Genomic DNA, 14,745 nt, shown 5'->3' with positions numbered 1-14,745 from the left:
CAGGCATGGCGATGAAAGTGGAGATGATCACCTTCGATTGTGTGGATCCCGACGGGCTTGCCGACTGGTGGGCCAAGGCCGCGGGTGGAGACGTGAATGCCGTTGCGCCAGGCGAATTCGTGATGGTCGCCGGTGAAGGGCGCCCGACGCTGGGCTTCCAGCGGGTACCCGATCCGACGCCCGGCAAGAACAAGGTGCATCTGGACTTCCACGCCGAAGACCGGGAGGCCGAAGTCGCCCGGCTGGCCGGATTGGGCGCCAAAGAGACAGGGCGCAACAACTTCGGCCCAGAGTTCGAGTGGGTGGTGATGGCCGACCCGGAGGGCAACGCGTTCTGTGTGGCCTGAGTCGCAGCCCGGCGCTGGCTAGACTGGCGCGGTGACGTCTGGGTTGACCCAAGAGGTAGACACCGTTGAGCGGGCCGCCGCCACTCCCGACCAACCCCAGCCCTTCCGGGAACTAGGGCTCAAGGACGACGAGTACGCGCGCATCCGGGAGATCCTCGGTCGTCGGCCCACCGAAGCCGAGCTGGCCATGTACTCGGTGATGTGGAGCGAGCACTGCTCCTACAAGTCCTCGAAGGTGCATCTGCGCTATTTCGGGGAGACCACCACCGAGAAGATGCGCGAAAGTCTGCTCGCGGGCATCGGTGAGAACGCGGGCGTCGTCGACATCGGTGATGGGTGGGCCGCCACCTTCAAGGTGGAATCCCACAACCACCCGTCCTACATCGAGCCCTACCAGGGCGCAGCGACCGGCGTCGGCGGCATCGTGCGCGACATCATGGCGATGGGTGCCCGGCCCGTGGCGGTGATGGACCAGCTGCGCTTCGGGGCGGCCGACGCCCCCGACACCCGCCGCGTCCTCGACGGCGTGGTCCGCGGCATCGGCGGTTACGGAAACTCGCTGGGGTTGCCCAACATCGGTGGCGAGACGATTTTCGATGCGAGCTACGCGGGCAACCCGCTCGTCAACGCGCTGTGCGTCGGCGTGCTGCGCAAAGAAGACCTCAAGCTGGCGTTCGCGTCGGGCGCCGGAAACAAGATCATCCTGTTCGGTGCCCGCACGGGTCTCGACGGCATCGGCGGGGTGTCGGTGCTGGCGTCGGAGACTTTCGGCGGCGACGAGTCCGGCTCGTCGGGGCGCAAGAAGCTGCCGAGTGTCCAGGTCGGCGACCCGTTCACCGAGAAGGTCCTCATCGAGTGCTGCCTGGATCTTTATGCGAGCGACCTGGTCGTCGGTATTCAGGACCTCGGCGGTGCCGGATTGTCATGCGCCACTTCGGAGCTGGCGTCTGCTGGCGATGGTGGCATGCGCGTCGAGCTGGACACCGTGCCGCTGCGCGCGACCAACATGACGCCGGCGGAGATCCTGTCCAGCGAGTCGCAGGAACGCATGTGCGCCGTCGTCACCCCGGAGAACGTCGACGCGTTCATGGCGGTGTGCCGCAAGTGGGACGTGTTGGCTACCGTCATCGGCGAGGTCACCGACAGCGGCAGGCTCGAGATCACCTGGCACGGGGAGACCGTCGTCGACGTGCCGCCGCGCACCGTCGCCCACGAAGGCCCCGTCTACGAGCGTCCGGTGGAGCGCCCCGCCACCCAGGACGCGCTGATCGCCGATACGTCGGCATCCCTGAAGCGCCCGCAGACCGGCGACGAGTTGCGGGCGACGCTGCTGGCGATGGTCGGCAGTCCGCACCTGTGCAGCCGCGCCTTCATCACCGAGCAGTATGACCGCTACGTCCGCGGCAACACCGTGCTCGCCGAGCACGCTGACGGCGGTGTGCTGCGCGTCGACGAGCAGACCGGCCGCGGCATCGCGATCTCCACCGACGCGTCCGGTCGCTATACCGCGCTCGATCCGTACACCGGGGCTCAGTTGGCGCTCGCCGAGGCATACCGCAACGTCGCCGTCACCGGCGCCACGCCCGTCGCGGTCACCAACTGCCTGAACTTCGGTTCACCCGAAGACCCCGGCGTCATGTGGCAGTTCTCCCAAGCAGTCCGCGGTCTCGCCGATGGCGCTGCGACGCTGGGGATTCCGGTCACCGGAGGCAATGTCAGCTTCTACAACCAGACCGGCACCACCGCCATCCTGCCAACCCCGGTGGTCGGGGTGCTCGGGATTCTCGACGATGTGAAGCGGCGCATCCCGACCGGCTTCGGCACCGAGCCGGGGGAGACGCTGATCCTGCTGGGAGACACCCACGACGAGTTCGACGGTTCTATCTGGGCGCAGGTCAGCGCCGGTCACCTCGGGGGTGTACCGCCGAAGGTCGACTTGGCGCGAGAACAGCTGTTGGCCGAGGTGCTGACCGCCGCATCGCGCGACGGGCTGGTGTCTGCCGCGCACGATCTGTCCGAGGGGGGGCTGATCCAGGCGGCGGTCGAAGCGTCGCTGGCCGGTGAAACCGGTTGCCGCATCGTGCTTCCCGAGGACTGCGATCCGTTCGTGACGCTGTTCTCCGAATCCGCGGGCCGAGTGCTCGTCGCGGTACCCCGCACCGAGGAAAGCCGGTTCACCGCGATGTGCGAAGCGCGCGGCCTGCCCGCCACGCGCATTGGCGTCGTGGACCAGGGTCCTGACGGCGGCGAACCCAGCATCGAGGTGCAGGGCCAGTTCACCGTGACCCTCGAGGAACTGCGGCGCACGTCGGAAGGTGTGCTGCCCGGGCTATTCGGCTGATACTCGGATTGTGGGGGTAAATGGGGGCGGCGCCGACGCACATCCCGCCTACCTGTGGGTGTGGCGGCTCCTTCGCCTCGACTTCACCGGAGTCGCGCTCGGTGCGCTGTTCTTCTGCCTCTCGCTCACCCCTTCGCTGTTGCCCAGGGACTGGCTGTTCCAGGGGCTGATCGGCGGCATCAACGCAGCCATCGGCTACGGCATCGGCGTGTTTCTCGAACGGATGCTCCGGCGCTTCGTGCTCAGGAATCGCGCGTGGTGGCCGCCCCCTCCCAAAGTCCTGTACACCCTCAAGGCTGTCACGGTGGTCGTCGCCGTAGTTGCCAGCGTGTTGATGGTGATCCCCGCCGCGGCGTGGCAACGTCAGGTCTCCTCGCTGATGGGAATGGAAGGGCCCAGTACGACGAGCTACCTGCGGCTCATCCTGGTCGCCGTTGCGGTCGCGGGCCTGTGCATCGCGACGGCACGGGTCCTGCTTGACCTCATCAAGACGATGGCGCGCTTCCTCATCCGGCGCTGGCGCCTGTCCGACGAGATGGCGCTGTTCATCGGCACCGCCGTCGTGGTCGTCCTGGTCATCACGCTCGTCAACGGCGTGCTCATGCGCGGCTTTCTCGCGGGCGCCAACCGAATCTTCCAACCGCAGAACACCACGACTCGAGAGGGCGTCGTTCAGCCGGAGGAACGCGAAAGATCAGGCAGCCCTGAATCTTTCGCCGCTTGGGACACTCTGGGATATCAAGGGCGCAACTTCGTGACGTCCGGACCGAACGCCGACGAGTTGGCACGCATCAACGGCAGGCCCGCCAAGGAACCGATCCGTGCGTATGTCGGCCTGCAGACCGCCGACACCGACGAAGCGCGAATGGCGGTGTTGCTCAGCGAACTCGAACGTACCCGCGCCTTCGACCGCGAGGTGCTCGTCATCGCACCCACCACCGGGACGGGCTGGATCAACCCGATCGCGGCGCGATCACTGGAGATGATGTACAACGGCGACACCGCGATCGTCGGCTCCCAGTACTCGTATCTGCCGAGCTGGATCTCGTTCCTGGGCGATCAGCAGAAGTCGATGGAATCGGGCCGGATGATGATCGACGCCGTCCACGAACGATGGGCGCAATTGCCAGAGGACCGGCGCCCACGCCTGCTGCTCTACGGCGAGAGCCTCGGCTCGATGGCCGGGCAGGGCGCGTTCGACTGGCTGCCGGACATCTCCCGGATGGGCTTTTCTTCGGTGCTGTGGGTGGGCCCGCCCAACGCAAGCCCGCTGTGGCACGGCATCACGGTGCGCCGCGATCCCGGCACTCCCGAGGTGGAACCCCGCTACGACAACGGGCGCACCGTGCGGTTCTCGCAAGGCAACAACGCTTCGCAGATCGCGGCCGACGCTGCGCAGCCCTGGGATGAGCCCAGAGTGCTCTTCCTGCAACATTCATCCGACCCGATCGTCTGGTGGTCACAGGACCTTCTGTTCACCCGACCCGACTGGCTGTCGGAGCCTCCCGGGCGCGACCGCAGCCGATCGATGCGCTGGTATCCGATCATCACGTTCTGGCAGGTGGCCGCCGACATGACCAACGCCACGTCGGTGCCTGGCGGGCACGGGCACAACTACGGCGACTTCATCCTGGACGGGTGGGCAGGTGCCGCACCACCCGACGGCTGGACCCCTGAGGACACCGAACGGATCCGCGTGGCGCTGGAGGAGACCGAATTCGAGGACGGCGACTACTAGTGCGTGACACTGCCCGTGCTGTCGGGCTCGCGGCGGGGTTGCTCGGCTGGAGCGTGATTGCGCCGCGCCTCGCGCACAGGTGGAATCCGTTGCCGCAGGCGGTGTTCGGCTCGGTGATGGCGACTCTGGTGCGCGGGCAGATAGGGCTTCGGCCACCGGCGCTGTGGCAGGGGCTGCGGTGGGGCGGCGCGGCTGCAGTGCCGGTGATGCTCACCGTCGCTGCGAGTACGCGCATCCCGCGGGTGCGCGCGAGCATGGCCGCACGTGAGCTGCCCGCCCCGGCAGCGCGGTGGCTGCTGCTGCGCATCCCGCTCGGGACGGTGTGGTCCGAGGAGGTCGCCTACCGTGCCGTCCTCGGCGCTGCTGCCGCACGAGCGTTCGGAGACACCAAGGGCCGCGTGTTCACCGCCGCCGTGTTCGGCCTGTCGCACATCCCCGACGCCCGCGCAGCGGGGGAGTCGGTACCCGGTGCGGTGTTAGTCACCGGCGTGGGCGGGTGGGTCTTCGAGTGGCTGTACGCGCGATCGGGCAGCCTGGCCGCGCCCATGCTGGCCCACCTCGCCGTCAACGAAGCGGGAGCCGTTGCGGCACTGGCTGTTTCCGGAGGGATTCGCCGAAATCGCTAGCTTGCCGCCGCGACATTGCGGACGTGCACGACGAGGTCGTGAGGTTCGGTCTTCTGGTCGTCGATCCCGAAGCTGATCACCTTGCGCGGGGTGACACGGATGATCGCGGCGCCGTCGGCCTCGGCTTGTGTTGCAGTACCGCGGATTTCGAGGCACCGGACACGCCAGGGATCGCGGGATGTGATGTCGTCCACCACGAAGGCCACCCGGTCGTTGACGGCGAGGTTGCGGAATTTGCGACTCTTCGCCATCTCGTAGCCGCTGATGTCAATGGTGCCGAGCGAATCGTTGTAGGTGAAGCCGACCGGGCTGTTCTGCGGCGTACCGTCGGGCTGGACTGTAGCCAGCCGGCCGAGGTCGGCTTGCTTCATGAACTCGATCTCCAGGGCCGTGAAAGTCATGCGCCAGACCGTAAAACCTCAAGAAATGTTGAGGTCAAGGGTTTTCCGGGCCGGTACGCCCCGGCCGTCCGACGCTCTGAGAACCTGGATCATGGCCGCACGCCGAACTGCAGATCCGGTGAAGACCCGCGCCGCCGTCGCCGCCATCGCCGACTGGCTACGCGACGACACCGCGGCCGCGCCGAGCCGCGCCGAGCTCGCAGACGCGGTCCGCGCCACCGCCAGGACACTGGCCGCGCTCGCCCCGGGGGCAGCCGTCGAGGTGCGGGTGCCGCCGTTCGTGGCCGTCCAGTGCATCGAGGGTCCCAGACACACCAGGGGCAATCCGCCCAACGTCGTCGAGACCGATGCCAGGACCTGGCTGCTGCTGGCCACCGGGCTCACGACGCTCACCGATGCGGCCGCCACCGGGGCCGTGCAGATGTCGGGTTCGCGGGCGGCGGAGATCGCAAGCTCGCTTCCGTTGGTCACACTTGCCGACTGACGGAATGCAGAAGCCGTGAAACTTGGTTGTTTCCAGCGACAAATCCGCCGCACATCGTCGCTTGATTCCTCGTTTCGCCACTGTTCACCGTAGACTGAGCGACGTCACCCACAGCCCCCAGGGAGCAGCCTGATCGTGACCGCCGAGCAGCTCGACAACGAGCCCGAGAACCAGCCCAGAGAAGAGTGCGGAGTATTCGGGGTCTGGGCGCCCGGCGAGGAGGTGGCGAAGCTCACCTACTACGGTCTTTATGCGCTGCAACACAGAGGGCAGGAAGCTGCGGGCATTGCCGTCGCCGACGGATCTCAGGTCCTGGTGTTCAAGGATCTCGGCCTCGTCAGCCAGGTGTTCGATGAGCAGACGCTGGCCGCCATGCCCGGCCACGTCGCCGTCGGCCACTGCCGCTACTCCACCACCGGCTCCACCACGTGGGAGAACGCCCAGCCCGTTTTTCGCAACACTGCCGCAGGCACCGGCGTCGCCCTCGGCCACAACGGCAACCTCGTCAACACCGCCGAACTGGCGGCCAGGGCACGCGACGAAGGCCTGATGGGCAATCGCGGCGCAGCCACCGCAACCACCGACTCCGACATCCTCGGTGCGCTTCTCGCGCACGGCGCCGCCGACTCCTCGCTGGAGCAGGCCGCCCTCGAACTGCTTCCCACCGTTCGCGGCGCCTTCTGTCTGACATTCATGGACGAGAACACGCTGTACGCCGCGCGTGACCCCTACGGTGTGCGCCCGCTGTCGCTGGGCCGCCTCGACCGCGGATGGGTGGTCGCCTCCGAAACCGCCGCGCTCGACATCGTCGGCGCCTCCTTTGTCCGCGACATCGAGCCGGGCGAGCTTCTGGCCATCGACGCCGACGGAGTGCGCTCCACCCGCTTCGCCAACCCGACCCCCAAGGGCTGCGTCTTCGAGTACGTCTACCTGGCGCGCCCGGACAGCACGATCGTCGGCCGCTCGGTGCACGCCACCCGCGTCGACATCGGCCGTCGGCTCGCCCGCGAGAAGCCCGTCGAGGCCGACCTGGTCATCGGCGTCCCCGAATCCGGTACGCCCGCCGCGGTCGGCTACGCCCAGGAGTCCGGGATCCCGTTCGGCCAGGGCCTGATGAAGAACGCCTACGTCGGGCGCACCTTCATCCAGCCATCGCAGACCATCCGGCAGCTGGGTATCCGCCTCAAGCTGAATCCGCTGCGTGAGGTCATCCGCGGTAAACGACTCATCGTCGTCGACGACTCGATCGTGCGCGGCAACACCCAGCGTGCGCTGATCCGGATGTTGCGCGAAGCGGGCGCCGTCGAAGTGCACGTGCGGATCGCGTCCCCGCCCGTGAAGTGGCCGTGCTTCTACGGCATCGACTTCGCCACTCCCGCCGAGCTGATCGCCAACGCCGCAAGCAACTCCGCCGACGAGGAAGAGATGCTTGAGGGTGTACGCCACGCAATCGGCGCCGACACCCTGGGCTATATCTCCAAGCAGGGCATGATCGCCGCCACCGAGCAGCCCGCCTCCCGGTTGTGCTCGGCGTGCTTCGACGGCGTCTACCCGATCGAATTGCCGGGTGAGACAGCACTGGGCAAGAACGTCATCGAGCACATGCTGGCCACCGCGGCGCGCACGGGCATCCCGCTGCAATCCGACAACGACAACGCCTCCGCGCTCAGGCGTCCTTGACGGCTCAGGCCTGGTTCAAGGTTCCCTTCGCGGACGTGAACTGCAGGATTCGGTGCCTGCCCTCGGCGGCGTTGCCTTCCTGCTTGAGCGCCTGCAGCACCGCCTCCCGGTAACCCATCAGCCCCTTCGCCGGAGGCGGGATCACCGCGTCGATGTCCTTTTCGTGGGCGACGGCGTCGCATTCGAGGGACTCCACCAGCGGCCGCGCCAGCCCCGAGGGGATCGGCGTCACCAATCCGACCCAGCGGCTCGCCAGCGTCGGCGTCAACCAGGGCAGCACCACGAAACGGCGCGTCGTCAACCCCGCCAACTCGGCATAGACCTGCATCGCATCGCCGTACTCGAGGATGTCCGGAGCGCCGATGTCCCAGGTCCGCGAAGTGGGCACATTCGCCGTCGCTGACTCGACGAGGTAATACAGCGCATCGTCGATCGAGATCGGCTGGATCTTGTTGTGCACCCACTTGGGGGTCGTCATCACGGGCAGCCGGTCGGTGAGATGCCGGATCATCTCGAACGACGCAGATCCCGTTCCGATGACGATGCCCGCCTGCAGCACGATCGTCTCGATGTCGGAGGCCAGCAGGATCTCGCCGACTTCGACCCGGGACGCAAGGTGCCGGGACAGTTGCGTGTCCTCAGGGTGAAGACCGCTGAGATACACGATGCGCCGGACGCCGGCTTTCTTCGCCGCCTCGACCACGTTGCGCGCCGAGCGCCGCTCCTCCTCGACGAAGTCCTTCGACGTCCCCATCGAGTGCACGAGGTAGTAGACGACGTCGACGCCCTCGAACGCCTCGACCAGGGAATCCGGCTCGGTCAGATCGCCGCGCACCACCTCCACGCGGTCGCGCCAGTCGGCGCCGTCCAGCTTCGACGGGGTGCGCGCCATCGCGCGCACGCGAAGGCCGCGATCCAGCAGCGCAGGCACCAACCGGCGGCCGATATAACCTGTCGCGCCAGTGACCAAACAGCGGACATCCTCAGAAGGCATGGCGCGGGAATGTCCCATTCATGCCTCAGGCAAACCCGCAACCGGGATCGGGCACCTCGACTGCCAGAGCGGTGCCCGCCGGAGCGACGTAGTTCACCCACATCACCAGAGGCTCGGTTCCCAGGTTGCGGCCGACGTGGATGTGCCCGGGGCCCTGACCTTCGGCCACTGCGGATCCCGCAGGGAAGACGCCGTCCACCTGGCAGTTCCCCAGAGTCCGCGTCAGTGTGCCGCTGCGGATGATCCCGTAGACGGTCGGGTCGTGATAGTGCCAGCCGGTGCTGCCGCCGGGCGCGATGGTGATCTCGCGGGTGACGTAGTCGACACCGTTGCTGGTGTTCTGCGAGAGGGTGACCGCCGCCACGCCGACCGGCGGCGTCGCGACGGAAACGGGAAGTGTGGCGGGAGCGACCGCCAGCGAACCCAGAGTGAGGGCCACCAGTGGAAGCCCGGCGGCCTTTGTGCCATTCATGCAGGGCACATTGTCACACCACAACGCATACTGGCGGCGATTCGCGGGGGATACGCGGGTAGCCTTGCTCTCGATGACTAAAGGGGTCGAACAACGCGGCATCGCCGGACGAGACGGCATCTCGTATGCGTCGGCAGGGGTGGACATCGAAGCAGGTGACCGCGCCGTCGAGCTCTTCAAGCCGCTCGCCAAGAAGGCCACCCGGCCCGAAGTGCGAGGCGGCCTCGGTGGCTTCGCGGGCCTGTTCGCCCTGCGCGGCGACTACCGGGAGCCGCTGCTGGCCTCGTCCACGGACGGGGTCGGCACCAAGCTCGCGGTGGCCCAGGCGATGGACAAACATGACACCGTCGGCATCGACCTTGTCGCGATGGTCGTCGACGACCTCGTGGTGTGCGGTGCCGAACCGCTCTTCCTGCAGGACTACATCGCCGTCGGACGCACCGTGCCCGAACGTGTCGCCGAGCTGGTCTCCGGAATCGCCGACGGCTGCGTGCTGGCCGGCTGCGCCCTGTTGGGTGGCGAGACAGCCGAGCATCCGGGCCTGATGGCCCCGGATCACTACGACATCTCCGCCACCGGCATCGGGGTCGTGGAGGCCGACGACGTCCTGGGGCCCGACCGCGTCCGGCCCGGCGACGTGATCATCGCGATGGCGTCGACGGGTCTGCACTCCAACGGCTACTCGCTGGCCCGGCACGTGCTCCTGGAGATCGACCACATGAACCTCGCCGGGCATGTCGAGGAGTTCGGGCGCACGCTCGGGGAGGAGCTCCTGGAGCCGACGCGGATCTACGCCAAGGACTGCCTGGCGCTGGCCGCCGAAACCCAGGTCCGGACGTTCTGCCACGTCACCGGTGGTGGACTCGCCGGCAACCTGGAACGCGTCATCCCCCACGGCCTCGTCGCCGAACTCGACCGGGGTACGTGGACACCCGCACCCGTGTTCGGCATGATCGCCCAGCGCGGCCGCATTGATCGCGCCGAGATGGAGAAGACGTTCAACATGGGGGTCGGGATGGTTGCCGTCGTCGCGCCGGAGGAGACCGATCGCGCGCTGGCCGTCCTGACCGCCCGTCACCTGAACTGCTGGACCCTCGGCACCATTCAAAAAGGCAGCAAGGACAGTTCACGAGCAGTGCTCGTGGGGCAGCACCCCAGGTTCTAAGGACTGGCGGGGTCAGCGCCGCCAGTCGTCCTCGTCGGCCCAGCCGTCGTCCGCAGGCGCATCACTGCCATTGCGGTGGTCGTCGGGAGCGTTGGACAGCTCGCGCTGTAGCCGCTCGAAATCGGTCTGCGGCGTGTTGTATTTCAACTCGCGTGCAACCTTGGTCTGCTTTGCCTTTGCCCGGCCGCGGCCCATGGGGGAACCCCCTCGCGCAATAACGGAGCGGCCCAATCATTAGGCGGCTCCGATCTGAGTGTGTTTATTGTCCTGCGGTCACTTTACCGTGCCTTGGGCGGTAGCGCTGGCAGGCCCTGATGAAGCGCCGTTTTTCACGTCACAGCCTCATCCGGCGCCGCCGCGCAGCCGCTCGATCGCAAGACGGCCCGCGCCCACGGCATCGGCGGGCGGCACCGAATCTGGGTCGATCGCGGCGTTCACCTGCACATCGCCCCCGGTTGTCAACGCCGTATCCGCAGGCAGGCCGCGCTTGATCAAGGCCAACGCGATCGCACCCTCGTCGACATGATCGACGACGGTGCCCAGCCGACCGACGGTGCGGCCGCCTGTGAGCAGCGGATCACCCGGAGACGGCCGATCGGTCGCGCCGTCGAGGTGGAGCAGCACCAGCATGCGCGGCGGCTTGCCGAGGTTGTGGACGCGGGCGACGGTCTCCTGCCCGCGGTAGCAACCCTTGTCGAGATGGACCGCGCCGACCCCGGGGCCGCCGATCCAACCGACCTCGTGCGGGATAGTGCGCTCGTCGGTGTCGACCCCGAGTCGCGGCCGCTGCGCGGCGACGCGATGAGCCTCATAGGTCCACACGCCCGCCTGGCGGACGCCGGCTGCGACCAGCTTGTCGCGCCACGCGGTGACGTCGGATCGCGGGACGACGACGTCGACCTCAAGGCCGGAGCCGGGCATCCGTCGCACGAAACCACCATCGTCCAGCTCGACCGCGGTGCCTTCGTCGGGCAGTGCGGCCAGACCGAGCGCGTCGAGGACCGGCTGGTCGGCGACCGCAGGGCCAAGCAGGGACAGCACGGCGAGGTCGGCGGGTTCCACCACGACGTCGGCCCAGAACACCATCTTGCGGAGGAAAGCCAGCAGCGGCTCACCCCGCCACGGCTCCGTGTCGAGGACTGTGCGGCCGTCGAGTTGCGTCTGCAGCCAGTGGTCTTCCACGCGACCTTGGCCGTCGAGGCTCAGATTCTCGACGACGGCACCGTCGGGCAGCGCGCTGACGTGCTGGCTGGAGATGGTGTGCAGCCACGAGTTGCGCTCGGTCCCGGTCAACACCAGCACCGCGCGGTGTGAACGGTCGACGATGACGGCGCCGTCGGCCGCGGCTCGTTGCTCGCCGAGCGGGTCGCCGTAGTGCCACACGGCACCGGCGTCGGGCCCGTCGTCGGGTGCGGGTACTTCGGACGTCCAAGCCATAGCTCAACTCTACGATTCGCGGTCGAGGCGCCGCGGCTACGCTGATTTCCCATGGCCGACCATCCGGGCGTCCTCGTCACCGTCGACGGGCAGCTGCACGACCCGCAAGTGCCCTTCCTGCACGCCGACGACCTCGCCGCCGTGCGCGGCGACGGCATCTTCGAGACGCTGCTCGTCCGTGACGGGCGTCCATGTCTGCTCGAAGCGCACCTGTCCCGGCTGGCGCACTCGGCGCAGCTGGTCGACCTGCCCGAACCCGAGGCGTCGCAGTGGCGTACCGCCGTCGACGTTGCGGTCGATGCCTGGCTTGCAGGCGGAGAACAGGAAGGCGTCCTTCGGCTGGTGTACTCGCGAGGCCGTGAGCACGGTTCGGCGCCGACGGCATACGCGACGATCGGCGCTGTGCCGGGCCGTGTCGCCGACGTGCGTCGCCGCGGCCTCGCCGCGCTGACGCTGGATCGTGGGCTGGCCTCCGACGGCAACGACTCGATGCCGTGGCTGCTGGCAGGAGCCAAAACGCTTTCCTACGCGATCAACATGGCCGCGCTGCGGCACGCCGAACGGCACGGCGCGGGAGACGTGATCTTTGTCAGCACCGACGGACACATCCTGGAAGGGCCGCGCTCCACGGTCGTCATCGCCACCCCCTCCGAGGAGGGCCGCACCTGCCTGCTGACGCCGCCGCCTTGGTACCCGATCTTGCGCGGCACCACGCAGCAGGCGCTGTTCGAAGTGGCTCGCAACAAGGGCTATGACTGTGACTACCAAGCCCTCACGCCCGCTGATCTCCTTGCTGCACAAGGGGTTTGGCTGGTATCCAGCATCACCCTGGCGGCGCGCGTACACACCCTCGACGGGGTGCGCCTGCCGGACACACCGTTGGCAGACGAGATGGCGGCACTGGTCGACGCCGCCATCGTCTGCGATCGCTGAGCGCTAAATCGGTTGTCGCCCTAACAAAGCGGGAGTACGGTCGCGTGTACACAGGGAAGGAGGTGGTCCGACAAATTGAGTGACTTATGGACATGTGAGGTGGCTGCGAGCTAGCAGCGCCGGGAGAGCGCTCGTCGCACCTGTGCGCGCTGGCGAATTCCCCGCAGTCACCCGGCCCCCGAGCCTTCTGGTCTTGTCCGACCAGGAACGACGGCTCGGGGGCCGCTCCATTTCTGAACCTGCACAAAATTCAGAATCTGCAATGATGCGGCCATGCCTGCGTCGTCCATCACAAGGTGGAGGACACTTGCCGCACTGACGGCGCTGGTCGTCTGCGCCTGCACGCCCGCGGCCACCGTCACCGCCCCCGCACTGGACGGAACGAAGTGCCGCAAGGATGCGCTCGACACGCTCTATCCCGGAATCCTCACCTTCGGTGCCGACCAGCCCGTCTACCCGCCGTGGTACCTCGGCGACGACCCGACAAACGGGGAAGGCTTCGAAGCTGCGCTCGCCTACGCCGTCGCTGCCGAACTGCGGTACGCCGCCGACGACGTTCGCTGGGTGCGGGTTGCCTTCAACGCCGCCCTTGCCCCGGGCCCCAAGACCTTCGACGCCAATCTCTCCCAGTTCTCCATCACCGAGCAGCGCCGCGCCGCGGTCGACTTCTCGGCCCCCTACTTCGACGTCACCCAGGCGGTGGTCACCGTGCGCACCTCGCCCGCCGCGACGGCGCGCACACTCGACGATCTGCGCCGGCTCCACCTTGGCGCGCAAGTCGGATCGACAAGCCACAGCGCGGCCACGGCGCTGGAGGGTCGAACCGCGGTGGAGGTCTACAACACCAACGTCGACGCCAAAATGGCACTGGTCGACGGCCGGATCGATGCGATGGTCGCGGACCTGCCGACGGCGTTCGCGGTGGCCAACGAACTCAACGGTGGCGTCATGATCGGGCAGCTTCCCGACGACGGTGGCGCCGATCAGTCACATGCCGAGCAGTTCGGCATCGTGCTCGACCACGGCAGCTCGCTCACCCGCTGCATGTCCTGGGCGGTCGATTCATTGCGGGACAACGGGACGCTGGCGCGGCTTCAGCAGCGCTGGCTCGCCGACGCGGGCCGCGCGCCCGTGCTCAGCTAGGACCGGGTCCTGGCGCCAGCGACGCGCACTCCGACATCGCCGTCTCCCACGTCTTGCGGTCGACACCGGCAGGCGGTTCGGCGGCCGGTCCAGGAGGTGCGGGGACACCGTGCTGGCTGAGGCAGTAGGCGAAGGCGCCGTGCCCCACGCTCGGCGTCACCGAGCTGGGGGTCGATTTCTCGGCGGGCTCGGACGGCGCAGAGCACGCTGTGACCGCTGCTGTCGCGGCGATCGCCGCGCACACACTCATTCGACGCACTAGCCGACGAACCTCGACAGCCTGGCGGACAGGTGCGGGACCAGACCGCCGTCGGCGTCCACTCGCTCCTCGACGTAGGCCAGGTCACCTCCGTCGATGATCCCGTACAGCCGCTTGGCACCCCCGACGAGCACGCCGGATTTGCTTCGTGCGAGCGCGTCGGTGACCAGCTCCCACGATGACTGGTTCAGCGGCCGCCCGTAGAACAACTCGACATAGCCGGCCGAGTGCGCCAGCAGCAATTCGATGGCCTGCGATTCGGCCGGATCACCTGGATCGTTGACGAACCGCCAGAAGCCCGTCTCCCGCAGGCCGTGGCTGTCGTAGGCGCCGTCGGCGTCCAGGCGCCACGACCGCGCCTCCCAGTTGAGGTAGTCACGCCCATCGTGCGACACCACGATCTGCTGCCCGAACCTGTAGTCGCCGTTGGTATCCCGGCCCTCGCCCTCGCCGCGCCACACACCGACGAGCGGTAACAGTGCCAGCAGGGCATCGTCGAGGTCGGCGCCCTCGCGCAAATTCGCGGTGTCCGAAGGTAATGGCAGGTCGCCGAAAACCGGGATGTTGCGCGCGGCGGTCTGCCTGGCTCGCTCGGCGGCTGCGGCGACCGCTTCGTCGCCTGAACTCACGACTCGTCAGTGACGAGGCGGTACAGCGCATACAGAGCGAACCATGTGATCACCACGACGGCCGCGACGAGCAGGATTTCGAAAAACAGCACCACG

The 14,745-nt window shown here is 67.7% G+C and carries 16 protein-coding genes; 9 read left to right on the top strand and 7 right to left on the bottom strand.

Annotated features, from left to right (window positions below; all coding sequences use genetic code 11):
* The first annotated feature begins 5 nt into the window (after positions 1-5).
* From AWC12_RS13925 to AWC12_RS13910, 4 genes are read left to right on the top strand one after another with little or no spacing between them, the layout of a single operon-like run.
* The gene (locus AWC12_RS13925) at positions 6-347 is read left to right on the top strand and encodes a VOC family protein (RefSeq protein ID WP_085175028.1); all 342 of its coding nucleotides are present in this window, start codon (positions 6-8) and stop codon (positions 345-347) included.
* Positions 348-378: 31 nt separating this feature from the next.
* Positions 379-2,688, top strand: coding sequence for a phosphoribosylformylglycinamidine synthase subunit PurL (gene purL, locus AWC12_RS13920; protein ID WP_085175026.1), 2,310 nt, complete (start codon positions 379-381; stop codon positions 2,686-2,688).
* Between the two features lie 10 nt (positions 2,689-2,698).
* Positions 2,699-4,426, top strand: coding sequence for an alpha/beta hydrolase (locus AWC12_RS13915; protein ID WP_085175024.1), 1,728 nt, complete (start codon positions 2,699-2,701; stop codon positions 4,424-4,426).
* Positions 4,426-5,052, top strand: coding sequence for an Rv0804 family intramembrane glutamic endopeptidase (locus tag AWC12_RS13910; RefSeq protein ID WP_024448714.1), 627 nt, complete (start codon positions 4,426-4,428; stop codon positions 5,050-5,052). Before AWC12_RS13915 ends, AWC12_RS13910 begins: the two co-directional genes overlap by 1 nt.
* Here the strand turns inward: AWC12_RS13910 and AWC12_RS13905 are convergent.
* Complete coding sequence (locus AWC12_RS13905; protein WP_085175022.1) at positions 5,049-5,453, bottom strand: PPOX class F420-dependent oxidoreductase; 405 nt, start codon at positions 5,451-5,453, stop codon at positions 5,049-5,051. The genes AWC12_RS13910 and AWC12_RS13905 overlap by 4 nt on opposite strands.
* Positions 5,454-5,544: 91 nt before the next feature.
* Between AWC12_RS13905 and AWC12_RS13900 the strand changes: the two genes are divergently transcribed.
* Together AWC12_RS13900 and purF are read left to right on the top strand one after the other, a co-directional pair.
* Positions 5,545-5,937: a sterol carrier family protein gene (locus AWC12_RS13900; protein WP_024448712.1), complete on the top strand. Its 393-nt coding sequence runs from the start codon at positions 5,545-5,547 to the stop codon at positions 5,935-5,937.
* Between the two features lie 135 nt (positions 5,938-6,072).
* Positions 6,073-7,617, top strand: coding sequence for an amidophosphoribosyltransferase (gene purF, locus AWC12_RS13895; RefSeq protein ID WP_024448711.1), 1,545 nt, complete (start codon positions 6,073-6,075; stop codon positions 7,615-7,617).
* A gap of 4 nt (positions 7,618-7,621) precedes the next feature.
* Here the strand turns inward: purF and AWC12_RS13890 are convergent, their stop codons facing one another.
* Both AWC12_RS13890 and AWC12_RS13885 read right to left on the bottom strand, forming a co-directional pair.
* A complete protein-coding gene (locus tag AWC12_RS13890; RefSeq protein WP_024448710.1) occupies positions 7,622-8,611 on the bottom strand; it encodes an NAD(P)H-binding protein in 990 nt (329 codons plus the stop codon).
* Between the two features lie 25 nt (positions 8,612-8,636).
* Positions 8,637-9,083: a cupin domain-containing protein gene (locus AWC12_RS13885; RefSeq protein ID WP_024448709.1), complete on the bottom strand. Its 447-nt coding sequence runs from the start codon at positions 9,081-9,083 to the stop codon at positions 8,637-8,639.
* 73 nt (positions 9,084-9,156) lie between these two features.
* On the opposite strand from AWC12_RS13885, the gene purM reads away from it, so the two are divergent.
* The gene (gene purM / locus AWC12_RS13880; RefSeq protein WP_085175020.1) at positions 9,157-10,248 is read left to right on the top strand and encodes a phosphoribosylformylglycinamidine cyclo-ligase; all 1,092 of its coding nucleotides are present in this window, start codon (positions 9,157-9,159) and stop codon (positions 10,246-10,248) included.
* A 12-nt stretch (positions 10,249-10,260) separates the two neighbouring features.
* On the opposite strand, the gene AWC12_RS13875 is transcribed toward purM, so the two are convergent.
* Together AWC12_RS13875 and ygfZ are read right to left on the bottom strand one after the other, a co-directional pair.
* Positions 10,261-10,443, bottom strand: coding sequence for a DUF3073 domain-containing protein (locus AWC12_RS13875; RefSeq protein ID WP_024448707.1), 183 nt, complete (start codon positions 10,441-10,443; stop codon positions 10,261-10,263).
* Positions 10,444-10,590: 147 nt separating this feature from the next.
* Positions 10,591-11,685, bottom strand: coding sequence for a CAF17-like 4Fe-4S cluster assembly/insertion protein YgfZ (gene ygfZ / locus AWC12_RS13870; RefSeq protein WP_085175019.1), 1,095 nt, complete (start codon positions 11,683-11,685; stop codon positions 10,591-10,593).
* Positions 11,686-11,736: 51 nt separating this feature from the next.
* Between ygfZ and AWC12_RS13865 the strand changes: the two genes are divergently transcribed.
* On the top strand, positions 11,737-12,618 hold the full coding sequence (locus AWC12_RS13865; protein ID WP_085175017.1) for an aminodeoxychorismate lyase: 882 nt from the start codon (positions 11,737-11,739) through the stop codon (positions 12,616-12,618).
* Between the two features lie 273 nt (positions 12,619-12,891).
* Entirely contained in the window at positions 12,892-13,761 is an 870-nt protein-coding gene (locus tag AWC12_RS13860) for an ABC transporter substrate-binding protein (RefSeq protein WP_085175015.1), read from the top strand.
* Here AWC12_RS13860 and AWC12_RS13855 read toward each other — a convergent pair.
* Together AWC12_RS13855 and AWC12_RS13850 are read right to left on the bottom strand one after the other, a co-directional pair.
* Entirely contained in the window at positions 13,754-14,020 is a 267-nt protein-coding gene (locus AWC12_RS13855) for a hypothetical protein (RefSeq protein WP_081660131.1), read from the bottom strand. The two genes, AWC12_RS13860 and AWC12_RS13855, sit on opposite strands and share 8 nt — an antisense overlap.
* Positions 14,020-14,649 carry a heme-binding beta-barrel domain-containing protein gene (locus AWC12_RS13850; RefSeq protein WP_024448703.1) on the bottom strand — a complete coding sequence of 210 codons (630 nt, stop codon included), beginning with the start codon at positions 14,647-14,649 and terminating at the stop codon, positions 14,020-14,022. Before AWC12_RS13850 ends, AWC12_RS13855 begins: the two co-directional genes overlap by 1 nt.
* Positions 14,650-14,745: the final 96 nt, after the last annotated feature.

Source organism: Mycolicibacterium iranicum (assembly GCF_002101705.1).
Taxonomy (GTDB): Bacteria; Actinomycetota; Actinomycetes; order Mycobacteriales; family Mycobacteriaceae; genus Mycobacterium; species Mycobacterium iranicum.
Note: the sequence above shows the minus strand (reverse complement) of the source record. Positions and strands in the feature narration are given on the sequence as shown.